The sequence below is a fragment of the Nocardioides candidus genome, from assembly GCF_041321175.1.
Classification (GTDB): Bacteria; Actinomycetota; Actinomycetes; order Propionibacteriales; family Nocardioidaceae; genus Nocardioides.
Genome location: NZ_JBGGWC010000003.1, coordinates 1 through 23317 on the forward strand (window position 1 = coordinate 1; position 23317 = coordinate 23317).

Sequence of the window (23317 nt, forward strand, 5' to 3'; positions counted from 1 at the left end):
GTTCGCCGCTCGTGTACCCCCGAAAGGGCCTTACCGCTCGACTTGCATGTGTTAAGCACGCCGCCAGCGTTCGTCCTGAGCCAGGATCAAACTCTCCATAAGAAAACTTGAAAACCCAGCAGGTACAAACAAACTAGCTATCGCCAGAATCATTTGACTTGCCAAAAACCCACAACACCCACACACAAACCCCCAAACAAGGGATCCACATGCAGACGCTGCACAAACAAGCACAACGACATAAATTGCATGACACACTGTTGAGTTCTCAAACATCACACGCGCTCGGCGCGACACTTCCGTGTCGCCTCCGGGGCAACCTGTGAAACTTTACCGGTGAGGCCTGGGCCCGTCAACTCCGCCTCACTTGCGTGGTGCGGGGGTTGTCCGGCCCTGTCCTGCGGCCCGGTGTCAGGCACGCGACGAACCAGGGACCTTTGGTCTCTCGACCCGGTTTGGGAGCCGCGTGCTGCGACGTGGAGGAAGTTAGCAGGGTCCACCTCCCCCCTGCCAAATCGGGGGGCACATCGACGCGATCCGGGGTGCTCCGGCGCGCTCAGACGCCCTCTCCGAGCGGGTGCCGGCGGTACGGCGAGACGGTCGGATCGCCCTCGATCCAGAACCGCCACGGACGCTCGGCGGCCCTGCGGACGCCGGTGCGTGGACCGCTCGCGACGGCCTCGACCCGCTCTCCCGGCGTCACGGTGACGACCCCGTCGACCAGGTCGGTGCCGTTGAGGTCCAGCCGGAGACCGAGCGTGCGGCCCAGTCTGCCGGGACCGCGAGCCAGGTCGCGATCGGCCAGGAGCGGCGCAGCGGCCCGGGCGACGTCGATCCCGTCGACGACCTCCCCAGCACGCATCAGCACCCCGCTCGCGTGACCCTCGGGGCCGGCGCTCACGTTGCCGCACACGTGGATGCCGTGGCTGAGGTAGCAGTACAGGTGCCCGGGTGGTCCGAACATCACCGCGTTGCGAGCGGTCCGACCGCGGTAGGAGTGCGAGGCGGGGTCGTTGGGGCCGTCGTACGCCTCGACCTCGGTCAGGCGGACGGCGACCGGACCGTGGCGCACCACGGCACCGAGCAGGCGGGGCGCGACCTCCTCGACCGGTGCGTCGAGGAGGTCAGCGAGCGCGGCCACGCACTCCCGCCAGGTCGCCGCGGGCGTCTGCCACCCGGTCGCGCAGCTCGGCGAGCTGCTCGGCCACCCGCACGGGGGCGGTGCCGCCGCGACCGGCCCGCGAGGACACCGAGCCCTCCACGGTGAGCACGGAGCGGACGCCGGGCCCGAGGGCGGGAGAGATCGCCGCGAAGTCCTCGTCGCTCAGCTCGTGGAGCTCGATGCCGCGGCCCTCGCACTCCCGCACGCAGGCGCCGGCGATCTCGTGGGCGATGCGGAAGGGGACGCCTTCCCGCACCAGCCACTCCGCGATGTCGGTGGCGAGCGAGAACCCCTGGGGCGCCAGCTCGGCCAGCCGTGCCGCGTCGAAGGTCAACGTGGCCACCTGGCCGCTGAACGCGGGGAGCAGGACCTCGAGGGTGTCGACGGAGTCGAAGACCGGCTCCTTGTCCTCCTGCAGGTCCCGGTTGTAGGCGAGCGGGAGCGCCTTCAACGTGGTCAGCAGGCCGGTGAGGTTGCCGACCAGCCGTCCGGCCTTGCCGCGCGCGAGCTCGGAGATGTCGGGGTTCTTCTTCTGCGGCATGATGCTCGACCCGGTCGACCAGGAGTCGTGCAACCTGACGAAGCCGAATTCCTTGGTCGCCCAGAGGATCACCTCCTCGGCGATCCGGCTGATGTCCACGCCGGTCTGCGCGCAGACGAACGCGAACTCCGCGACGAAGTCGCGCGACGCCGTACCGTCGATGGAGTTGGCCGAGGACCCGGTGAAGCCCAGCTCGCGCGCGACGAGCTCGGGGTCGAGGCCGAGGCTCTGCCCCGCGAGGGCGCCCGAGCCGTACGGCGAATCCGACTCGACGCGCCGCCGCCAGTCGGCGATCCGGTCGACGTCGCGCAGCAGGGCCCAGGCGTGCGCCATCAGGTGGTGGGACAGCAGCACCGGCTGCGCGTGCTGCAGGTGGGTGCGCCCGGGCATGACGGTGCCGATGCCCGGTCCGAGATGGGTCTCGGCCTGCCCCGCGAGCGCATCCACCAGGTCGAGCACGAGGCCGGCGACCGTCAGCGAGTGGTCGAGCAGGTAGCACCGGAAGAGCGTGGCGATCTGGTCGTTGCGCGACCGGCCGGCGCGCAGCTTGCCGCCGACGTCCGGGCCGACCTCCTCGATCAGGAGACGCTCGAGGGCACCGTGCACGTCCTCGTCGGACGGGTCCGGCAGCACCGTCCCAGCGGCGATGCCGTCGGACAGCACGTCGAGGCCGCGGTGCAGCTCGGTCTCCTCGTCGGGGGTGAGGAGTCCCGCAGCGCCCAGCGCCTTGGCGTGGGCGTGGGAGCCGGCGATGTCGTAGTGCGCCAGGCGCCAGTCGAAGTGGGTCGAGCGCGAGAGGGCCTCGAGCTCGGGCGACGGCCCGCCCTCGAAGCGGCCGCCCCACAGCTTGCCCGCACCGGTCGTGCCGCTCATCTGGCTCCTCCCAGGACCGCGTCGATCGCGGTCTCCATCATGTCGGGCATGTCGTCGGACGCGGCGGTCCCGTCGGCGCGCAGGTCGTCGGGCGTCCACCAGGCCGCCTGCAGGATGTTGCCCACCTCGGCCGGCTCCAGCCCGCCGAAGTGCACCTCGACGTCCGCGGCGACCGGGATCGCGTAGAAGGTCGAGTGCGACACGTAGTCGGTGCCTGCCCAGGAGAACGGGTGCACTCCTGTGCCGATCGGTCCGACGAGGTCCGCGACGTCACCGACGATCCCGGTCTCCTCGTGCAGCTCACGGACGGCGGCCTGCTCGTGGTCCTCCCCCGGGTCCACCGCTCCCCCGACGCTCACCCAGTGCAGGTCACCGGGTCGGGCGGGATCCTGGCCCTGCAGGAGCAGCACCCGCCCGTCGGGCGAGACCGGGAGCAGCCGTACGGCGACCCGGTGGATCGGTCCGGCGTCCGGCACGGACATCAGTCGGCCCCCAGCTCCATGGCGGCCTCCTCGAGCAGCGCCTCCTCGTCGCCGGTGACGGCGGGGTTGGAGGCGATCTGGTCGAACCCGCCCGCCGGCAGCTCCCCGAAGAGCGTGCCGTTCTCGACCAGGACGGTGCCCTGGTCGAGGGGCTGGCCCGCGTAGAGCTCGAGCTTGGCGCGCGAGTCGGCGATGTCGAGGTTGCGCATGGTCAGCTGGCCGATCCGGTCGGTCGGGCCGAACGCGGCGTTGGCGACGCGCTCCATCGACAGCTTCTCCGGGTGGTAGGAGAACGCCGGTCCCTGGGTGTCGAGGATCGTGTAGTCGTCGCCACGCCGCAGCCGCACGGTGACCGTGCCCGTGACCAGGGAGGCGATCCAGCGCTGGATGGACTCGCGCAGCATCAGCGCCTGGGGGTCGAGCCAGCGGCCCTCGTAGAGCAGCCGGCCGAGCTTGCGGCCCTCCAGGTGGTAGTTGGCGAGCGTGTCCTCGTTGTGGATCGCGTTGAGCAGCCGTTCGTAGGCGATGAACAGCAGGGCCATGCCCGGCGCCTCGTAGATGCCGCGCGACTTGGCCTCGATGATCCGGTTCTCGATCTGGTCGGACATGCCGAGCCCGTGCCGTCCGCCGATCGCGTTGGCCTCCAGGACGAGGGCCACGGCACCGGCGGCGCCGTCGTACTGCCGGCCGTTGATCGCCACCGGGCGGCCCGCCTCGAAGGTCACCGAGACGTCCTCCGTCGCGATCTCGACCGAGGGGTCCCAGAACTTCACGCCCATGATCGGCTCGACGGTCTCCAGGGAGACGTCGAGGTGCTCGAGCGTCTTCGCCTCGTGGGTGGCGCCCCAGATGTTGGCGTCGGTGGAGTAGGCCTTCTCGGTCGAGTCCCGGTAGGGCAGGCCGTGCGCGACCAGCCACTCGCTCATCTCGTGGCGCCCGCCGAGCTCGTGGACGAAGTCCGCGTCGAGCCACGGCTTGTAGATCCGCAGCTCGGGGTTGGCCATCAGGCCGTAGCGGTAGAACCGCTCGATGTCGTTGCCCTTGTAGGTCGACCCGTCGCCCCAGATGTTGACCTCGTCGGACTGCATCGCGCGCACCAGCATGGTGCCGGTGACGGCGCGACCCAGCGGTGTGGTGTTGAAGTAGGCCTTGGCACCCGACCGGATGTGGAACGCACCGCAGGCCAGCGCGGCGAGACCCTCCTCGACGAGCTGGGGCTTGATGTCGATCGCCCGGGCGATCTCGGCGCCGTACTCCTTGGCCCGCAGGGGCACCCCGGAGATGTCGGGCTCGTCGGCCTGCCCGATGTCGGCGGTGTAGGTGCACGGGATCGCTCCCTTGTCACGCATCCAGGCCACCGCGACGGAGGTGTCGAGACCTCCGGAGAAGGCGATGCCGACGCGCTCGCCCTTGGGGAGGCTGGTGAGGACCTTGCTCATTCGACTGCGCTTCTTTCTGCGAGGGCGGTGAACTTGTGGGCGAGGGCGTCGCCCCCGGAGGGATCGCGACCGATCACCAGGACGGTGTCGTCGCCGGCGATGCACCCGAGCACGTCGTGCAGCTCGACCTTGTCGATCGCGCTGGCCAGGAACTGGGCCGCTCCCGGCGGGGTGCGGAGGACGACCAGGTTGGCGCTCGCCTCCGCGCTGACGAGGAGCTCCGCACAGAGCCGGCTGAGCCGGTGCGACGAGGCCTGGCTCTCGCCGTGGACGGGCGTGCGGTCGCCGCCCTCGGCCGGGACGGCGTAGACCAGCCCGCCCGTGGGCATCCGCACCTTGACCGCGTCGAGCTCGACCAGGTCGCGGCTGAGCGTCGCCTGGGTGACGTGCACGCCGCGGTGGCCGAGCAGCTCGGCGAGCTCGGTCTGGGACCGGACCTCGCCGCTGCCGAGCAGGTCGGTGATCAGCTGCTGCCGGGCGCTCTTGGTCAGCGGGGTGAGGGCGTGCTCGCTCATGCGGTCTCCCCTCGTCGGTCGTGGAGCCAGGTCAGGACGGCCTTCTGGGCGTGGCGGCGGTTCTCGGCCTCGTCCCACACCACGCTCTGCGGGCCGTCGAGCACCTCGGCGCTGATCTCGGAGCCGCGGTAGGCCGGCAGGCAGTGCAGGACGATGGCGTCCGGCTTCGCGTGCGCGAGGAGGTCGGCAGTGACCGCGTACGGCGCGAACAGCGCCCGCCGCGCCTCGGCCTCCTCCTCCTTGCCCATCGACACCCAGGTGTCGGTGACGACGACGTCGGCGCCGTGCACGGCGGCGACCGGGTCGGTGGTGACCTCCGCCGAGCCGTACGCCGGCGCGTAGCCCTCGGGGCAGCCGAAGACCACCTCCATGCCGGCGAGCGCACCCGCGAGGGCCCAGGAGTTGCCCATGTTGCAGGCGGCGTCGCCGACGAAGGCGACCCTGAGCCCGGCGAGCGCGCCCTTGTGCTCCTGCACGGTGAGGAGGTCGGCCAGGAGCTGGCAGGGGTGGAACTCGTCGGTCAGCGCGTTGACGACGGGCACGCCGGCGTACGCCGCCATCTCGTCGATCCGGCTCTGCTCGTAGGTGCGCCACACGATCGCCGCGGCCTGACGGCCCAGCACCCGCGCCACGTCGGCAACGGACTCGCGGTGCCCGATCCCGGCGAGCTTGCCCTCGACCAGCAGCGGGTGTCCGCCGAGCTCGGCGATGCCGGCGGCGAACGAGGCCTGGGTGCGCAGGGTCGGCTTGTCGAAGATCATCGCGACGGTGTGCGGTCCGGCGAACGGCCGGTGCGCGAAGGGCTCCGCCTTGAGCCTCGCCGCCAGCGCGAGCACCTCGGCCTGCTCTGCCCCGGTCAGGTCGTCGTCGCGGAGGAAGTGCCGCATCAGTGGTCCTCTCCGACGCCGGCGGCGTCCAGGAGGGCGGGCCAGGCCGCCACGAAGGCGTCGGCGTCGGACTCGGTCAGGACGAGCGGCGGCGCCAGCCGGATCCGCTCGGGGGTCGGTGCGTTGACGATGTAGCCGGCGTCCTGGGCGGCGGCGACCACCTCGGCCGACTTCGGCTCCACCAGGTCGAGGCCGATGAGCAGGCCCTCGCCGCGGACCTCGGTCACCCGGTCGTCGGCGGCCAGCCCGGCCCGGAGCCGCGCTCCGACGGCTGCGGTGTGCTCGAGCAGCCCGTCGCCGACCACGTCGAGCACCGCCAGCGCGGCCGCGGCCGCGACCGGGTTGCCGCCGAACGTGGTGCCGTGGTTGCCGGGGTCGAAGAGCTTGCCCGCGCCACCGGTCGCGATGCAGGCGCCGATCGGGATGCCGCCCGCCAGGCCCTTGGCGAGGGTGACGACGTCCGGCACGACGGTGCCGTCGACCAGCGCCGGGTTCTGGTGGGCGAACCAGGTGCCGGTGCGCCCGACACCCGTCTGGATCTCGTCGAGCCACAGCAGAGCGCCGTGATCGTGCGCGATCCGCTGGGCGGCGGGCAGGTAGTCCGCCGGAGGTACGACGACGCCGGCCTCTCCCTGCACCGGCTCGACGAGCACGGCGGCCGTCGCGTCGTCGACGGCGGCCTCGAGGGCCGCCACGTCGCCGTACGGCACGAAGACCACGTCGCCGGGCAGTGGCTCGAACGGCTCGCGGTAGGCGAGCTTGGAGGTCAGGGCGAGCGCACCCATCGTGCGGCCGTGGAAACCGCCCTCGGTGACGACGACCTTCGTGCGACCGGTCCGCCTGGTCAGCTTGAAGGCCGCCTCGTTGGCCTCCGCGCCGGAGTTGGTGAAGAACACATGGCCATCGGTGCCGAGGAGCGACAGCAGCCGTTCCGCGAGCTCGATCTGGGGCTCGCTGGCGAAGAAGTTCGAGATGTGGCCGAGGGTCTGCAGCTGCGCGGTCACCGCCGCCACCAGCCGGGGGTGCGCGTGGCCGAGGGCGTTGACCGCGATGCCGCCGAGCAGGTCGACGTACTCCCGGCCGTCGGCGTCCCAGACGTGCGCCCCCTCGCCCCGGACCAGCACGAGCTTGGGCGGGCCGAACGTGTTCATGAGAGCGCCGGCGTAGCGCTCGGTCCATGCAGTGGTGACGCTCATGACTCGATCACCCGAGCCTTCCGGGTCTTGGTCGTGACGCCGGGCAGCACCTGGGTGCCGACGCCCTCGTCGGTGAACAGCTCGAGCAGCACGGCGTGGGCCTGGCGCCCGTCGACGACGGTGGCCCGCTCGACACCGCCCTTCACCGCCTGCAGGCAGGCGCCCATCTTCGGGATCATCCCGCTGGCCAGGGTCGGCAGGATCTCCTCGAGCGCCTCGGGGCCGATCTCGCCGATGACCTCCTCCGGGTCGGGCCAGTCGAGGTAGAGACCCTCGACGTCGGTCAGCACCAGCAGCTTCTCCGCGCCCAGGGCGACGGCGAGCGCCGCCGCGGCGGAGTCGGCGTTGACGTTGTGCACGACGCCGCCGATGTCGGGGGCGACGCTGGAGACCACGGGGATCCGTCCGGCCTCGATGAGGTCGAGCACCGACTCGGGCCGCACCTGCGCCACCTCGCCGACGAGGCCGAGGTCGACCTCCTCGCCGTCGACGACCGTGTTGGTCGCCTCGGCGGTGAAGAGCCCGGCGTCCTCGCCGGACAGCCCGACCGCGAGCGGGCCGTGCTCGTTGATGAGCCCGACGAGCTCCCGCTGTACCTGACCGACCAGGACCATCCGGACGACGTCCATGGCCTCGGGCGTCGTGACGCGCAGGCCGCCGCGGAACTCCGACTTGATGCCGAGCCGGTCGAGCATCTGGGAGATCTGCGGGCCGCCGCCGTGGACCACGACCGGCTTGAAGCCGGCGAACCGCAGGAACGCGATGTCCTCGGCGAAGGCCTTCTTGAGGTCGGGGTCGGTCATGGCGTTGCCGCCGTACTTCACCACGATCACCTTGCCGTGGTAGGCCTTCAGCCACGGCAGGGCCGCGGCGAGGGTGGCCGCCTTCTTGGGGTCGGGCCGCCCGGGCTCGTGCTGCTCGGAATCGATGCTGACGCTCATGATGAGTAGGCGCTGTTCTCGTGGACGTAGGCGTGGGTCAGGTCGTTGGTCCAGACGGTCGCGGACGCGTCGCCGGACTTGAGGTCGATGGTCACGGTCACCTGGCGGGGTGAGAGGTCGATCGCCGCCGGGTCCTCCCCCGGACCCGAGGTGCGGCAGACCCACACGTCGTTCATCGCGACGTCGAGATCGGCCGGGTCGAACACCGCGCCCGTGGTGCCGATGGAGGCCAGCACCCTGCCCCAGTTGGGGTCCTTGCCGAAGACGGCCGCCTTGAAGAGGTTGCTCCGGGCGACGCTGCGCCCAACCTCGACCGCGTCGTCCTCGCTCGCCGCGCGGAGCGTCGTGATCGCGATCTCGTGGTCGGCCCCCTCGGCATCGGCGAGCAGCTGCATCGCGAGCGAGGTGCAGACCTCGGTGAGCGCCGCGGTGAGCTCGTCGGCGTCGGGCGTGACGCCGCTCGCGCCGCTCGCCATCACCGTCACGGTGTCGTTGGTGGACATGCAGCCGTCGGAGTCGAGGCGGTCGAAGCTGACCCGGGTAGCGGCCCGCAGCGCTGCGTCGAGCTCGACCGCCGGCACGACCGCGTCGGTGGTGATGACGACGAGCATCGTGGCCAGCTGCGGGGCGAGCATGCCCGCGCCCTTCGCCATGCCGCCGATCGACCAACCGTCGCGCTCGACGACGACCGTCTTGTTGACCGAGTCGGTCGTCATGATCGCGCGCGAGGCATCGTCACCGCCGTCGGTGGAGAGCGCGGCGTGCGCGGCGTCGACGCCGGCGAGGAGGGTCGGCCGGTCGTTGCGGAGCCCGATGAGTCCGGTCGAGCAGACCACCACGTCGATCGCGCCGATGCCCAGGTGGGAGGCCACCCGCTCGGCGACCTCGTGGGTCGTCCGGAAGCCCTCGGCGCCGGTGTAGCAGTTGGCCCCGCCGGAGTTGAGCACGACCGCCTTCACGACGCCGTCCTTGACGGCCTGCTCGCTCCAGAGCACGGGGTTCGCCTTGCAGCGGTTGGCGGTGAACACGGAGGCGGAGTCGAAGTGCGGGCCCTGGTTGACGACCAGCGCGAGATCGGGGTTGCCGTTGGACTTCAGGCCGCAGTGGACGCCGGCGGCGACGAAGCCGGCAGGGGTGGTCACGGACATGGGGTGGGTTCCTTCGGGGACGAGGGTCAGACGACGGGTACGGCGGGGGCGACGTCGTGCCCCGATCGTCGCCACGCCTCCTCCGCCTTGTCGGCGTCACCCTTCGGCACGAGGATCCAGTCGGTGTCGAAGGTCGAGAGGACGAAGACGCTCACGCCCGCCTCGGCCAGCGGCGCCAGCAGCGCGGCCAGCACACCGGTGACACCGGCCGAGAGGTCGAAGTCCGCGGAGCCCTGCTCGGGCACGACGGAGAAGGCGGTGAACGGCGCCTGGTGGCGGGCCTTCTTCGGCACGCTGCGCGCCGCGCAGACCACCGATGTCTCGGTCGCGGTGGCGGTGATCGAGAAGACGGAGGACGACTCCGCCCATGCGGGGATCTCCGCCCCCGGACCGAGACGCACCACCGCGATGCTCTCGGGGAAACGTGCGAGCCGGTAGCTCATGGCGCCACTCCCACTGCTGACAGGCCCGTCGTCTCGTCGAAGCCGAGGGCGAGGTTGAGGCACTGCACGGCTGCGCCGCCGGTGCCCTTGGCGAGGTTGTCGACCGCACCGACGGCGACCAGCCGGCCGGCGGCCTCGTCGACGGTGACCTGGAGGTGGACGGCGTTGGAGCCGACGACCGACTTGGTCTGCGGCCACTGCCCCGCCGGCAGGAGGTGCACGAACGGCTCGTCGGCGTAGGCCTTCGCGTAGACGTCGTAGGCCTCCGCGGCCGTCAGCGGCGCGGCGAGCGGTGCCGAGCAGGTCGCGAGGATGCCACGCGGCATCGGCACGAGCAGCGGCGTGAAGCTCACCTTCACCGCGCCGTCGGTCAGCAGCCCGAGGTTCTGGGTGATCTCCGGCGTGTGCCGGTGGACTCCCCCGACGCCGTACGCCGAGACGTTGCCCATCACCTCGCTGCCGAGCAGGTGGGCCTTGGCCGCCTTGCCGGCACCGCTCGCGCCGGAGGCGGCGACCACGACGACGTCGGGCTCCACCAGGCCGGCGGCGATGGCTGGGGCGAGCGTCAGGGTCGAGATCGTCGGGTAGCACCCCGGCACGGCGACCCGCTTGGCCCCGACCAGGTGATCGCGCTGCCCGGGGAGCTCGGGGAGGCCGTAGGGCCACGTGCCGGCGTGCGGACTGCCGTAGAACCGCTCCCAGTCCGACGCCGTGGCGAGTCGGAAGTCGGCGCCGCAGTCGATGACCACCACGTCGTCGCCGAGCTCGGCCGCCAGGGGGCCGGACTGGCCGTGCGGCAGCGCGAGGAACACGACGTCGTGACCGGCGAGGGTCGCGAGGCTGGTCTCCTCGAGCACCCGGTGGGCCAGGGGGGTCAGGTGCGGCTGGAGCGATCCGAGCGTCTCGCCGGCGTTGCTGCCGGCGGTCAGCGCGCCGATCTCGACGTGCGGGTGCGCGAGCAGCAGGCGCAGCACCTCTCCGCCCGCGTAGCCGCTGGCGCCGGCAACGGCGACCCTGACCTTGTCCATGTGCATGAATATACAGCGGCCTGCATGAATCCTCGCAACCGGGTTCGGTCGGCGGGAGCGTGTCGGGGGCGGGGCGTAGGTTCGCCGTCATGACGAGGCTCTCCGCTGCCGACTATCTCACGGCCATCCGGCGCGAGTCGGCGCGGTTCCGTGAGGTGCTTGCCGACTGCGACACCGACGCCCGGGTGCCCTCGTGCCCCGACTGGTCGGCGGGCGACCTGCTCGGCCACCTCGGCAACGTGCAGCACTGGTGGGCCGCGATGCTGAGCAACCGTCCGCAGTCGCCCGACGAGATGGGCTACGTCGAGCTGCCCCGCCCGGACGGCCACCAGGCCCTCCTCGACGCCTTCGACGAGCACCATGCCGCCTTCATGACGGCGCTGGCGTCGGCCGACCCCGCCGAGGCCGCCTGGACGTGGTCGAGCGACCACACGGTCGCCTTCATCTACCGGCGCCAGGCGCACGAGGCGCTGATCCACCGCATCGACGCCGAGCTCGCCGCCGGCGACGTCACCCCCCTCGAGCCCGCCCTCGCAGCCGACGGCGTCGCGGAGACCCTCGACGTGATGTACGGCGGCCTTCCGCCGTGGGGCCGGTTCGACCCGGTCCCCCGCTACCTCGAGTTCCGCCTCACCGACGCGGGCACGTCGCTGTGGACCCAGCTCGGCACCTTCTCCGGCACCTCGCCGGCCGGCGAGGAGATCTCGGACGAGCCCGACATGCACCTGGTGCCCGATCCGGGCGGGGCCGCCGACGCGGTCGTCACCGGCACCGCCGGCGACATCGACGCCTGGCTGTGGCACCGCCGCGACGACGCCGGCATCTCGGTCACGGGTGACCGGTCGGCGTACGACCACGCGCGGGCGGTGCTCGACCAGCCGATCAACTGACGGCGGCCACCCGGCTACGGTCTGGTCCGTGATCCAGCGACTCGGAATCTTCCTCGGCTCCCGCGACGGCACCGACCCGCGCTTCGGCGAGGAGGCGTACGCCGTCGGCAGCCGTCTCGCCGAGCGCGGCATCGAGCTGGTCTACGGCGGTGGCGGCGGCGGACTGATGGGCCGGCTGTCCCAAGGAGTGCTCGACGGCGGCGGCCGGGTCTACGGCGTGATCCCGCGGTTCATGGTCGAGCGCGAGTGGGGCCGGCTGCACGAGCCGGGCGTGCAGATGCACGTGGTCGAGACCATGCACCAGCGCAAGGCGATGATGGCCGAGCGCGCCGACGCGTTCCTGGCGCTACCGGGCGGCCTGGGCACGCTGGAGGAGCTGTTCGAGGTCTGGACCTGGCAGACCCTCGCGCTGCACGCCAAGCCCGTGGGGCTGCTCAACACCGGCGGCTTCTGGGACCCGCTCGTCGCCACCCTCGACCGGCTCGCCGACGCCGGCTTCATGAGCCGGTCCACCGTCGACGACCTCGTCGTCGCACCGGAGCTCGACGCGGCGCTCGAAGGTCTGGACGCGCAGGCGGGCTAGCGGGAGGCCCAGACCGGGATCCCGACGTCGCCCGGCGGCGGGTCGGCGACGACCACCGGGGCCTTGCCGACACCCGAGTCGTCGAGCGGGATGTAGGCCAGTGCGGACGAGCCGGGATCCTCCCCGCTCGGCAGGGTGGAGAACTGGGTGACCCCGATCGCGTGGCCGTCCGGCGACCACACGGGGTGGGCGTAGTCACCCTCGGCGACCTGGGTCTTGTGCGATCCGTCCGGGTCCATCGTCCACACGTCGCCGATCTCCTGGCCCCCAGGCGCGCTCACCAGGAAGAGGACCTTGTCGGCATCCGGCGAGTAGTCGGCGTGCGTGATCTGGAGGCCCTCGAGGCCGAGGTCGAGCCGCTCGGGCCGGCCATCGGTCAGGTCGACCTTCCAGAAGGTCAGCGGGGCGTCCTTCGAGGCGTTGTCCTGACGGCCGTAGATGAAGGTCGTGCCGGAGACCCAGGTCGGCGAACCCCGCACCAGCGAGTCGTCGACGACCAGCTGGGGCTGCCCCGTCCCGTCGGCGGGAGCCAGGTAGATGCCCTCGGGCTTGTTGTCCATGCCGGTGCACACGACGGCCACCTGGGTGCCGTCGAGGCTCCAGCCCGGGCGGAGCGCGTGGTCGCAGGGCCCGGCGTCGGAGAAGAACGGCTCGACCGAGGACGACTCGAGATCGAAGCGCTGGAGGACCAGCGGCGGCGGCCCCTCGTCGTAGGTCATCGTCCGTCGGTCGGGAGAGAGGGTCGGCAGCACGTCGTTGGGGCCGGACGTCAGCTGCTGGAAGCCACCATCGATCACGTCGAAGCGGTAGACGGTCGTGGTCTCCCCCACCTTGTAGGGCACCAGCATCTCGTCGTCGGAGACCAGCGGGGGGAGGTCGGCCGGTCCACCCGAGTTCTTGGCGTGACCGCTCGCTCCGTCGGAGGCCGTGGAGTCGCCGCCCTTGTCGCCGTTGCCGAGCAGGATCACCCCGGCCGCGACCAGGCCGCCGAGGATGAGTGCCACGAGGAGGACGAGCAGGAAGGTCCCGGCGCGGCTCGAGCGCCGCTCGGGAGCGGGAGCGCCGTACGCCGGCTGGGGCTGGCCCTCCGGCTGGCCCAGCGGCTGGCCCTGCGACCGCACGTCGACGGCGGTCGTCGGCGGGGGCGGCGGCGGGGGCGGCGCGAACGGCTCGGGCGTGAGTGACCGGGTCTGTGGCCGGTCGACCGTGCCGCTGCCGCCACTGACCACCGGCGGGGGGACCGGTCCGTGCGGCGCCGAGGGCGGCGTGGCCGCGGGCACCGTGCCCGCGTCGGCGCGGAACATCCGCACCAGCGAGTCGTCGGCCTTCCCGACGGCGAACGCCAGCGCGGCGATCGCCCAGCACGAGCGGCTGGGGTCGTCGGTGCCGCGGTCGCGGGCGAGCGCCGCACCCGCCTCGCGTACGGCGGCCTGCGGCTCGGCGCCGTGCGCGAGCACGTCGAGCACCCGGCGCAGCGCCCCGAGGCGGACCGCGTCGACGAGCAGGTTCAGCTCCCCGAGCGTGGCCTCGTCCTCGGCGAGGAAGTCGTCGAGGGCACCGCGGAGCTCGTCGGCCTCCTCAACGACCCCGGCGCCGCGCACCGAGACCAGCTCGCGCAGGGAGTCGTGGAGCGCCATGGCGCACATCCTGTCAGGCCCGGGAAGCGTCGTCATCGGTCGGCGGGTCGTGCGCACCTTCACGCACAGACCACGCGTGAAGGTCGCCGTAGGTTGCGTGAAGGCGCGGTGAAACCGCTCGGGTGGACAGTCATCGCATGGACACCACTCCCACCCCACCCTCCGGACCCGCCGGCGACCTCGCGGTGGACGCCACCGGCCTGGTCAAGCGGTTCGGCGACTTCCGCGCCGTGGACGGCATCGACCTGCAGGTCGCGCGCGGCGAGGTCTTCGGCGTGCTCGGCCCCAACGGCGCGGGCAAGACCACGATGCTCTCGATGCTCGCCACCCTGCTCCCCATCGACGGCGGCAGTGCCCGGATCTTCGGCGTCGACGTCGCGTCGTCGCCCCACCAGGTCCGTCAGCTCGTCGGCGTGACCGGGCAGTACGCCTCGGTCGACGAGAACCTCACCGCCGCGGAGAACCTCTACCTCTTCGGCCGCCTCCTGGGCCTGCCGAAGGCGCGGGCGAAGGCGACCAGCGGCGACCTGCTGGACCGCTTCGGGCTCACCGAGGCCGCCGACCGGAGGATCTCCAACTTCTCCGGCGGCATGCGGCGCCGCCTCGACCTGGCCGCGTCGCTCATCGCCCGTCCCCCGCTGATCTTCCTCGACGAGCCGACCACCGGCCTCGACCCGCGCACCCGCGGCCAGATGTGGGACACCATCCGTGAGCTGGTCGCGCAGGGCTCCACGATCCTGCTCACCACCCAGTACCTCGACGAGGCCGACCAGCTCGCCGACCGGATCGCCGTCATCGACCGCGGCCGGAAGGTGGCCGAGGGCACCGCCGACGAGCTGAAGTCGAGCGTCGGCAACTCCACGCTGCAGCTCCGTTTGGAGGACCGCGAGGACACCGCCCGGGCAGCCACCGTCGTCGAGCGCGTGCTCGGGGAGGCGCCCGTCCTCACCCCGGAGAGCGGCGGGCTCAACATCGCGCTCGCGGACGCCAACCGGGCCGCCGACGTACTCATCGCGCTGCGGGAGTCCGCGATCTCCATCAGCACCGCCGCGGTCCAGCAACCGACGCTCGACGAGGTCTTCCTCGCGATCACCGGTCACCACTCCGACGACAACGAGACCGAGGAGGTCGCATGAGCACCCAGACCCTGCTCCCCGAGACCGTGACGGCGACCGACCGGCAGCTCAGCAGCCGGCCGAGCCTCGCCGAGACCTACCAGCAGATCACCGCGATGGCGTGGCGGTCGGTGAAGAAGATGTTCCGCAACCCGGAGCAGTTCTTCGACGTGACGCTGCAGCCGCTGCTCTTCACGGCGATGTTCACCTACATCTTCGGCGGCGCCATCTCCGGCAGCGTCGCGGACTACATGCCGATCATCATCCCGGGCATCCTCGCCCAGACCGCGATCACGACCTGCATGGCGATGGGCACCCAGCTGCGCGAGGACATGGACAAGGGCGTCTTCGACCGGTTCCGGTCCCTGCCGATCGCCCGGATCTCACCGCTGGCCGGTCCCGCGCTGGCCGACGTCATCCGCTACGTCATCGCCTCGACCCTGACCATCCTGGTGGGGCTGGCCATGGGCTACCGCCCGGGTGGTGGCTTCTTCGGCACCCTCGCCGCCTGGGCGCTGACGATCTTCGCCGCCTGGTCGCTGGCCTGGATCTTCACCTGGCTCGGCACGGTCATGCGCACCGCCCAGGCCGTCCAGGGCACGGCGATGCTGATCATGTTCCCGCTGACCTTCCTGTCCAACGCGTTCGTGCCGGAGGACACGCTCCCCGGTTGGCTGCACGCCTTCGTGAAGATCAACCCGGTCTCCCACGTGGTCACCGCGGTGCGCGACCTGATGAACGACGGCGCGTTCACCGCGGAGGTCGGGTGGGCCCTGCTCGGCTGCCTCGCGGTCGTCGCGATCTTCGCGCCGCTCGCCGTGCGGTCCTACTCGAAGAAGGTCTAGTAGAGCCGGGCCAGGAGCGCCCGGGCCTCCTCGAGGAGGTCCGGGCCGCGGCGTGCGCCGTACTCCTCCTGGAAGCGGGCCAGCACGCCGGGCGCGATCTCCTCGGCCGCCGAGACGGCCGCCTCCCACGACGTCGACGGGTTGAACCGGTTGTAGGCGAACCGCTCGGCGAGCACCACCAGGTGCACGGCGTCCTCCGCCGGCACCGAGTGCTGGTGGAGGCCCCAGGTGCCGAGCGCGAAGAGCAGCGTGCCGAGGACCGGGTAGTCCAGGCCGCCCCCGCCGGACTCGATCACCTTGGTCGCCTTCGCCGCGAGCCGGTCGTGGTAGGCGGCGCCGGGCTCCCCACCGCCGAACCGCGCATGGGTCACCACGGCGATCGCCTCGCCGAAGATCACCCAGGGGGCCAGGTCGGAGGTGGGCACGCCCGGGAAGCGCATCGCGATCAGCTCGTCGGCGGCGGCACGCGCGAGCCCGAGCCCGGTCTCGAGGTCGCCCCTGGCCAGAGCCAGCTCGGCCTGGGCGGAGAGCACGGTGCCGGCGGTGCCGAAGCCGACCGTACGGCGGGAGTGGGACTGCAGGCGCTCGATGATGCGGTCGGCCTCGGCCAGGTCGCCGTCGCGCACCGCGACCATCGCGAGCAGCGACTCCCCCTGGAGCGCGTCGTCCTCGGCGCCGAGCCGCCACAGCACCGGGAGCGCCCGGCGCAGGTGGGCGGCCGTCTCCCCCGCGTGGCCGAACTGGGCGTAGAGGCCGGCCAGCTGGGTGTGGCTGATCGCCACGGTCCACGGGCCCAGCTCCTCGTCGACGAGGAGGAGGCCCCGCTCGGCGTGCTCGATCGCGCCCTCCGGATCACCCGAGTTCTCGCACTCGTGGCTCATCCACTGCAGCGCGATCGCCCGGACGCGCGGGTCGGGGTCGTCGAGCAGGCGCTCCGCTGCGGCCCGGTCCGCCCCCGGGACCACGGTGATGACCACGGTGAGCATGGCGCGCAGCGAGGGCGACGCCGCGTCGGGCCCGAGCGCGACGAGCATCCGGTGCAGCTCGCCCGCGCTGTCCAGCGAGGCGATCGTCGAGTTGATCAGGGTCATGGCGAGGGTCGCCCGCGCGTCGTCGAGCCGGTCCGGGGGCGGGGTCCAGTCGCGGAGCACGTCGACGATCGCCTCGGCGAGGAGCACGACCCGGGCGTGGTCGCCGCGGATCGACCAGTAGCTGCCGAGCCCGGAGAAGATCGCGACGACCGCGGACGGGTCAGGTTCGGCGAGCGCCTGCCGGAGCGCGTCGGCGAGGTTGTTCTCCTCGGCCTCCATCGCGTCCACGGCGTCGTACTGCTCCGGGCTGAACAGGCGGCTGCCGTGGTGCTGCGCGAGCTCGACGGCCCACTCCCGGTGGCCGCGCTGGGTCTCGCGCTCCTCGCCGGCCTCGGCCAGCTTCACGCGCCCGAACTCGCGGACGGTCTCGAGCATCCGGTAGCGGACGCCCCCGGGGGTGTCGACCACGGTGAGCAGCGACTGTGTCACGAGCCGCTCCAGCGAGCCCAGGGCGTCGCCACCCAGCATGGAGAGCGCGGCATCCGCGGAGAACCCGTCGTGGAAGACCGAGAGCCGGCGCAGCGCGCGCTGGTCGGCGGGCTCGAGCAGCACCCACGACCACTCGATGACCGCGAGCAGGGTCTGGTGCCGGTCGGGGGCGGTGCGGTCGCCACCCTGCAGCAGCGCGAACCGGTCCTCGAGGCGACGGTCGATGTCCTCGACGCTCATCGCCCGCACCTTCACCGCAGCCAGCTCGATCGCCAGGGGCAGCCCGTCGAGCCGGGTGACGATCGAGGCCACCGCGTCGGCGGGCAGGACGACACCGGGCCGGGCCGCGTCGGCCCGCTCGCGGAGCAGGCGGGCCCCGTCGGCGGCGTCGAGCCGGCCGAGCGGGAACACCTGCTCCGCGGCGATCTCCAGGGGCGCCCGGGTCGTGGTGAGCACCCGTAGCGTCGGCACGCTCGCGACGAGGAACGCGACCAGGTCGGCCACCGCCTCCACGACGTGCTCGCAGTTGTCGAGGACGAGCAGCGTCGGCGCGACGTCGAGGTTCTGCGCGATCCGGGTGCGGACGTCGCGCAGCTGCGCAGCGCTCAGCACCTTGCGGCTGGTCACCGAGTCGCGCACGCCGAGCACGGAGCCGACCTCGCCGACGACGTCGGCCGGGTCGGCGACACCGACCAGCTCGACCACGTGCACGACGGGTTGGTCGGCCTCGGCCGCCAGCATCTGCGCGAGCCGGGTCTTGCCGAGGCCGCCGGGCCCGAGGATCGACACGACGCGGTGCCGGTCCAGCGCTGCGCGCAGGGCCCGTACGTCGTCCGTCCTCCCCACCAGGCTGGACGCGTAGTGCCGGATGCCCGAGCGCACCGGGCGGTCGCGGGCGAGCAGCTCGAGGTGGAGCGCCCGCAGCTCGGGGCTCGGGTCGACGCCGAGCCGTTCGCCGAGCTCCTCGCGGTAGCGCTCGTAGCGCTCGAGTGCGGTCGGCACGCCGTGCACCGCCGCCTCCGCCCGCAGCAGCGCGGCGACGACCTCGTCGTCGGGCTCTGCGCGGCGAAGCAAGGGCAGCGCGTCGTCGTACCGGCCCTCGGCCGCGAGGCGCAGGCCGAGCGGCCGCACGGCCCAGGCGTCCACCTCGTGCGGCGGCAGGTCGAGGCGGTAGCCGCCGGCCGTCCGCACGATCGCCCCGGCGCTCGTCGCCGACCGGGCCCGCGAGACCACGACCTGCAGCGCCTTGGCGGGGTTGGCCGGGACGTCGTCGAGGCCCCAGACCTCCTCGACCAGACGCCCGTCGGAGACCGGTCGACCGGCGGCGTCGACCAGCGCGCGGAGCAGTGCGTGCGTCCGCTCTCCCGGGACCGGCCTGCCGTCCCAGGTGACCTCGTCGAGGACGGTCAGCAGCACCGGCGCGCCATCAGCGTTGCACCGCTCCGGCAACCTCGGCGGCCCTGGCCACCGCCGCGTCGCGCGCGGCGCTGGTCTCGGCCTCGGTGAGCGTGCGGTCCGGGGCCCGGAACCGCAGGGCGAACGCCAGCGACTTCTGTCCCTCCCCGATCTGCTCGCCCGTGTAGACGTCGAAGAGCCGCACCGACTCCAGCAGCTCGCCCGCGCCCTCGCGCAACGCGGCCTCGACCGTCGCGGACGGGACGTCGGCCGCGACGACGAGCGCGACGTCCTCCTTGGCCACCGGCAGCGCCGAGATCGAGGGGCCGGGCGTGACCGGGACCGCGTGCGCCATCAGCACGTCGAGGTCGATCTCCACGGCGGCGCTGCGGGCGGGCAGCCCGAAGCGGGCACACACCTGCGGGTGCAGCTCGCCGGCGTGGCCGAGAGCCGGCCCGTCGGCTCCGACCGCGAACGACGCGCACCGACCGGGGTGCCAGGGCATGAGCTGCGTCTGGTGGGTGGTGATCTCCACGCCGAGCTCGGCGGCCAGTCGCCGCACGACCTCGATCGCGTCGGACCAGCCGGCGTCGCGGCCGGCACCCCACCAGCCGCCGCGCTCGCGCTCGCCGGCGAGCACCACCGCGAGGTGCAGCGGCTGCAGCGGCAGGGCCTCGAAGAGCTTGTCGAGCTCCGCCGGGTCGGGACGGCGGTCGACGCCGTAGATCGGCGCCGGACCGCGGTCGACGGCGTGGGCGACCGTTGCCGTCTCGAAGAGGGCGACGCCGGGAGCGCCGCGGCCGAGGTTGCGCCCGGCGGCCTTGAGCACGCCCGGCAGCAGCGTGGTCGTGTAGGCGGGCTCCTCCGCAGAGAGCGGATTGGCCAGCGCGACGGTACGGCGGCGGGCGTCGTCGTCGGGCAGTCCCAGGCTGTCGAAGGTCGCACCGCCCACGAAGGGGAAGCAGACGACCTCGACGCAGCCGACGCCGGCCAGGGTGCGGCCGATGCGCCGCCGCAGCTGCTGGTTGCGGGTCAGTCCGCGCCCGGCCGCCTCGCGCGGGAGCACCGACGGCACGTGGTCGTAGCCGACGATCCGGACGACCTCCTCGACCAGGTCGAACGGGTCGGTGATGTCGGGGCGCCACGGCGGCGGGGTGACGCTCACGCCGTCGGCGTCGGTGTCCACGGTGGCCCCGATCGCCTGCAGGTGGTCGACGACGGTCGCGGAGTCGATCTCGATGCCGCTGACCCGCGCCGGAAGGTCGTACCCCATCCGGACCGACGGCGACGTCGGCGGTGTGCCGACCACGGTGACGCCCTCGCCCGCGACACCGCCGCCGAGCTGCACCAGCAGCTCGACCACGCGGTCGGCCGCCGCCTCGCAGATCGTCGGGTCGACGCCGCGCTCGTTGCGCTTGCCCGCCTCGGAGCTGATCTTGTGGCGCTTCCCCGTGCGGAACATCGAGACGGCGTCCCAGTGCGCAGCCTCCACCAGCACGTTGGTGGTGGAGGCGGACATCTCGGTCGTCTCCCCGCCCATCACGCCGCCGAGGCCGATGATCCCCGAGTCGTCGGTCACGACGAGGTCCTCGGCCGACAGCGTGCGCTGCGCGCCGTCGAGGGTGGTCATGCGCTCACCGTCGGCCGCGCGCCGCACCCGGATCGGGCCTTGCAGCCTGTCGAGGTCGTAGCCGTGGATCGGGCGACCCGTCTCGAGCATCACGTAGTTGGTGACGTCGACGGCCAGCGAGATCGGGCGCATGCCGGCGTGGGTGATCCGCTCCGCGAGCCACGCGGGGGTCGGTGCCGCGGGGTCGAAGCCGGTGACCGTGCGTGCGACGAACACCGGACACCCGGCCGGGTCGTCGACGACGACCTCGTATCCCGTGCCGTCGGCGGCGGGCGTCTCCCGCAGCGCGGGGTCGCGGAACGGCGCGTCGAAGGCGAGCGCCGCCTCGCGGGCGATGCCGCGCAGCGAGAGCCCGTAGGCGCGGTCGGGGTTGATCTCGAACTCGATGACCTCCTCGTCGAGGCCGAGCACTGCGAACGCGTCGTCGCCGGGCTCCCCGGCGCCCTCCGGCAGCACCAGGATGCCGTCGTGGTCGTCGCCGATGCCGAGCTCGCGAACCGAGCAGATCATGCCTGCGGAGATGTGCCCGTAGGTCTTGCGCGCGGAGATCTCGAAGTCTCCCGGCAGCACGCCACCCGGCAGGATCACGACGACAAGGTCGCCGGGGGCGAAGTTGTGCGCCCCGCAGACGATGCCCTGCGGCTCACCGGTGCCGTTCGCACCACCGACGTCGACCGTGCACCAGTTGATCGTCTTGCCGTTCTTCTGCGGCTCGGGCTCCATCGTCAGCACGCGGCCGACCACGAGCGGGCCGGTGATCGCGTCCCCGGCGCTGTGGATCGCCTCGAGCTTCAGCCCGAGGTCGGTCAGCCGGTCCGTGAGCTGCTCGGTCGTGACGTCGGCCGGCAGGTCGACGTACTCCTTGATCCAGGAGAGCGGGGCCTTCATCTAGAGATCCGTTCCGAAAGCGGTGGTGAAGCGGACGTCGCCCTCGAAGAGCGCGCGCAGGTCGGACAGTCCGTGCCGGAACATCAGGGTGCGGTCGATGCCCATGCCGAACGCGAACCCGGTGTAGCGCTCCGGGTCGACACCGCAGGCGGTGAGCACGCGCGGGTTGACCACGCCGCAGCCGCCCCACTCGATCCACCCCTCCCCCTTGCAGGTGCGGCAGCTCGCGCTGTCGACCCCCTTGCAGACGAAGCAGCGCAGGTCGACCTCGGCGGACGGCTCGGTGAACGGGAAGTACGACGGCCGGAACCGCGTCGTCACCCCGTCGCCGAACATCTGGGTCGCGAAGTGGTCGAGGGTGCCCTTGAGGTGCGCCATCGAGATGCCCTCGTCGACCGCCAGTCCCTCGACCTGGTGGAACATCGGGCTGTGGGTCGCGTCGTACTCGTCGGTGCGGAACACCCGGCCGGGCGCGACGACGTAGATCGGCGGCTCCTGGGTGAGCATCGTGCGCGCCTGGACCGGCGAGGTCTGCGTGCGCAGCACGACCCCGCTGCCCTCGGGCGCGGTCCAGAAGGTGTCCTGCATCGTGCGGGCCGGGTGGTCGGCACCCAGGTTGAGGGCGTCGAAGTTGAGCCACTCGGCCTCGATCACGGGGCCCTCGGCGACCTCCCAGCCCATCGCGACGAAGATGTCGGCGATCAGCTCCGAACCGGTCGTGATCGGGTGGCGGGCACCCGCCGGCACCCGGTCGGTCGGGAGCGTGACGTCGACCGTCTCCTCGACGAGGATCCGGGCCTCGTGCTCGGCCTCGAGCACCTCCTGGCGGGCGGCGAGCGCCTGGTTGACCGCGCCGCGCGCCTGCCCGACGCGCTGACCGGCCTCCTTGCGGGCCTGCGGCGGCAACGCACCGATCTCGCGGTTGGCGAGGGCGAGCGGCGAGCGGTCGCCGGCGTGCTCGGTCCGGACCCGCTTCAGGTCCTCCAGGTCGGTGGCTGCCGCGATCGCGGCGAGCGCCGCCTCACGGGCCGCGTCGACCTCCTCGGGTTGCACGGCGGCGACCTCCACGGGGTCGTAGTCGGTGTTGGGTCCGGACACGGGCGTCAGTCTAGGAAGCGCGGGTCCGCCCCCGCGAACCGGTTATGCGGTGTGGACCGGCCAGGTGACCGTGACCGCCGCCCCACCGCCCGGGCGGTCCTCGATCGTGACGGTGCCGCCGTGGGCCCGCACCAGGCCGTTGACGATGTAGAGCCCGAGGCCCGACCCGCCACCGGAGCTCGCCGTCCAGAACTTCGTGAAGACCGTCCGCCGCAGCTCGAGCGGGATGCCGCGCCCCTCGTCGGTCACCCGGACGGAGGCGTAGCCGGGGTCGACCGGGTCGAGGGTCACGCTCACCTCGACGTCGCCCTCGCCGTGCCGAACGGCGTTCTCGACCAGGTTGGTCAGCACCTGCGTCACCTTGTCGGGGTCGGCCATGACCTGGGGCCGTCGGGGCGCGTCGAGCGAGACCCGACGCGACGTCGCGTGCTGCACGGAGGCCACCACGCGTTCGGTGAGCATGGCGAGGTCGCACGGCCGCGGGTGCACCTGCAGGCGGCCGGTGTCGATCCTGGCCACGTCGAGCAGCTCGGCGATGAGCCGGCTCAGCCGGTCGGCGTCGGAGGCGACCGTGGTGAGCATCAGCTTCTTCTGCTCGTCGTTGAGCTTGTCCCAGCGGTTCAGCAGCGCATGGACGAAGCCGCGGACGCCGGTCAGCGGGGAGCGCAGCTCGTGCGCGACGGTCGCCACCAGGTCGCTGCGCTCGCGGTCGAGCCGCGCCCGGCCGCGACCGGCGCGCAGGCTCACCGCGACCGTCTCGACCGGACCGTGCCCCTCCCGGTGCAGGCGGGCGGTGACGAGCACCTCCGAGCCGTCGGGCAGCAGCCACTCCTGCTCCGGCACGCCGGTGCGGATGGTCAGGCCGGCGTACGGCGTGTTGCAGGCCACCCACGTGCCGCCGTCGTGGTCGCTGAGGCGCAGCACGTCCTCCAGCGGGCGCCCGGCCGGGTCGTCGGTCCACCCGAGCATGCGCCGGGCGACCACGTTGGTTCTCTGCACCCGGCCGTCGCTCCCTGCCACGACCACACCGTCGGGCAGGGCGTCGAGAGCATCGGGCATGG

At 72.4% G+C, this 23317-nt stretch carries 20 protein-coding genes and 1 rRNA gene; 4 read left to right on the forward strand and 17 right to left on the reverse strand.

Annotated features, from left to right (window positions below; genetic code table 11):
* From ACAX67_RS14330 to argC, 12 genes are all read right to left on the reverse strand, one after another.
* A 16S ribosomal RNA gene (locus tag ACAX67_RS14330) occupies positions 1 to 102 on the reverse strand; the annotation flags it as partial.
* Positions 103 to 556: 454 nt separating this feature from the next.
* The gene (locus ACAX67_RS14335) at positions 557 to 1141 is read right to left on the reverse strand and encodes a DNA-3-methyladenine glycosylase (RefSeq protein WP_370704551.1); all 585 of its coding nucleotides are present in this window, start codon (positions 1139 to 1141) and stop codon (positions 557 to 559) included.
* Positions 1125 to 2576, reverse strand: a complete 1452-nt coding sequence (gene argH / locus ACAX67_RS14340; protein ID WP_370704552.1) for an argininosuccinate lyase — start codon at positions 2574 to 2576, stop codon at positions 1125 to 1127. The genes ACAX67_RS14335 and argH overlap by 17 nt, the downstream gene beginning before the upstream one ends.
* Positions 2573 to 3058 carry an NUDIX hydrolase gene (locus tag ACAX67_RS14345; protein ID WP_370704553.1) on the reverse strand — a complete coding sequence of 162 codons (486 nt, stop codon included), beginning with the start codon at positions 3056 to 3058 and terminating at the stop codon, positions 2573 to 2575. Before ACAX67_RS14345 ends, argH begins: the two co-directional genes overlap by 4 nt.
* Complete coding sequence (argG, locus tag ACAX67_RS14350) at positions 3058 to 4497, reverse strand: argininosuccinate synthase (RefSeq protein WP_370704554.1); 1440 nt, start codon at positions 4495 to 4497, stop codon at positions 3058 to 3060. The genes ACAX67_RS14345 and argG overlap by 1 nt, the downstream gene beginning before the upstream one ends.
* Entirely contained in the window at positions 4494 to 5012 is a 519-nt protein-coding gene (locus tag ACAX67_RS14355; RefSeq protein ID WP_370704555.1) for an arginine repressor, read from the reverse strand. The genes argG and ACAX67_RS14355 overlap by 4 nt, the downstream gene beginning before the upstream one ends.
* Entirely contained in the window at positions 5009 to 5902 is an 894-nt protein-coding gene (argF, locus tag ACAX67_RS14360) for an ornithine carbamoyltransferase (RefSeq protein ID WP_370705085.1), read from the reverse strand. Before argF ends, ACAX67_RS14355 begins: the two co-directional genes overlap by 4 nt.
* Positions 5899 to 7095, reverse strand: coding sequence for an acetylornithine transaminase (locus ACAX67_RS14365; RefSeq protein ID WP_370704556.1), 1197 nt, complete (start codon positions 7093 to 7095; stop codon positions 5899 to 5901). The genes argF and ACAX67_RS14365 overlap by 4 nt, the downstream gene beginning before the upstream one ends.
* The gene (gene argB / locus ACAX67_RS14370; protein ID WP_370704557.1) at positions 7092 to 8036 is read right to left on the reverse strand and encodes an acetylglutamate kinase; all 945 of its coding nucleotides are present in this window, start codon (positions 8034 to 8036) and stop codon (positions 7092 to 7094) included. The genes ACAX67_RS14365 and argB overlap by 4 nt, the downstream gene beginning before the upstream one ends.
* A complete protein-coding gene (argJ, locus tag ACAX67_RS14375; protein ID WP_370704558.1) occupies positions 8033 to 9184 on the reverse strand; it encodes a bifunctional glutamate N-acetyltransferase/amino-acid acetyltransferase ArgJ in 1152 nt (383 codons plus the stop codon). The genes argB and argJ overlap by 4 nt, the downstream gene beginning before the upstream one ends.
* 26 nt (positions 9185 to 9210) lie before the next feature.
* Positions 9211 to 9627: an ACT domain-containing protein gene (locus tag ACAX67_RS14380; protein ID WP_370704559.1), complete on the reverse strand. Its 417-nt coding sequence runs from the start codon at positions 9625 to 9627 to the stop codon at positions 9211 to 9213.
* Entirely contained in the window at positions 9624 to 10661 is a 1038-nt protein-coding gene (gene argC / locus ACAX67_RS14385) for an N-acetyl-gamma-glutamyl-phosphate reductase (RefSeq protein ID WP_370704560.1), read from the reverse strand. Before argC ends, ACAX67_RS14380 begins: the two co-directional genes overlap by 4 nt.
* 83 nt (positions 10662 to 10744) lie before the next feature.
* On the opposite strand from argC, the gene ACAX67_RS14390 reads away from it, so the two are divergent.
* Together ACAX67_RS14390 and ACAX67_RS14395 are read left to right on the forward strand one after the other, a co-directional pair.
* Positions 10745 to 11545, forward strand: a complete 801-nt coding sequence (locus ACAX67_RS14390) for a maleylpyruvate isomerase family mycothiol-dependent enzyme (protein ID WP_370704561.1) — start codon at positions 10745 to 10747, stop codon at positions 11543 to 11545.
* A gap of 28 nt (positions 11546 to 11573) precedes the next feature.
* Entirely contained in the window at positions 11574 to 12128 is a 555-nt protein-coding gene (locus tag ACAX67_RS14395) for an LOG family protein (RefSeq protein WP_370704562.1), read from the forward strand.
* Here the strand turns inward: ACAX67_RS14395 and ACAX67_RS14400 are convergent.
* A complete protein-coding gene (locus ACAX67_RS14400) occupies positions 12125 to 13765 on the reverse strand; it encodes a TolB-like translocation protein (protein ID WP_370704563.1) in 1641 nt (546 codons plus the stop codon). The genes ACAX67_RS14395 and ACAX67_RS14400 overlap by 4 nt on opposite strands.
* 137 nt (positions 13766 to 13902) lie before the next feature.
* Between ACAX67_RS14400 and ACAX67_RS14405 the strand changes: the two genes are divergently transcribed.
* Together ACAX67_RS14405 and ACAX67_RS14410 are read left to right on the forward strand one after the other, a co-directional pair.
* Positions 13903 to 14901 carry an efflux ABC transporter ATPase subunit, DrrA-related gene (locus ACAX67_RS14405; protein ID WP_370704564.1) on the forward strand — a complete coding sequence of 333 codons (999 nt, stop codon included), beginning with the start codon at positions 13903 to 13905 and terminating at the stop codon, positions 14899 to 14901.
* Positions 14898 to 15725, forward strand: coding sequence for an ABC transporter permease (locus ACAX67_RS14410; protein ID WP_370704565.1), 828 nt, complete (start codon positions 14898 to 14900; stop codon positions 15723 to 15725). Before ACAX67_RS14405 ends, ACAX67_RS14410 begins: the two co-directional genes overlap by 4 nt.
* On the opposite strand, the gene ACAX67_RS14415 is transcribed toward ACAX67_RS14410, so the two are convergent.
* From ACAX67_RS14415 to ACAX67_RS14430, 4 genes are read right to left on the reverse strand one after another with little or no spacing between them, the layout of a single operon-like run.
* A complete protein-coding gene (locus ACAX67_RS14415; RefSeq protein WP_370704566.1) occupies positions 15722 to 18661 on the reverse strand; it encodes an ATP-binding protein in 2940 nt (979 codons plus the stop codon). The genes ACAX67_RS14410 and ACAX67_RS14415 overlap by 4 nt on opposite strands.
* A gap of 10 nt (positions 18662 to 18671) precedes the next feature.
* Entirely contained in the window at positions 18672 to 21158 is a 2487-nt protein-coding gene (gene pheT, locus ACAX67_RS14420; RefSeq protein ID WP_370704567.1) for a phenylalanine--tRNA ligase subunit beta, read from the reverse strand.
* On the reverse strand, positions 21159 to 22256 hold the full coding sequence (pheS, locus tag ACAX67_RS14425) for a phenylalanine--tRNA ligase subunit alpha (protein WP_370704568.1): 1098 nt from the start codon (positions 22254 to 22256) through the stop codon (positions 21159 to 21161). It lies immediately after the preceding gene.
* A gap of 42 nt (positions 22257 to 22298) precedes the next feature.
* A complete protein-coding gene (locus ACAX67_RS14430) occupies positions 22299 to 23315 on the reverse strand; it encodes a sensor histidine kinase (RefSeq protein ID WP_370704569.1) in 1017 nt (338 codons plus the stop codon).
* Between the last annotated feature and the right edge of the window lie 2 nt (positions 23316 to 23317).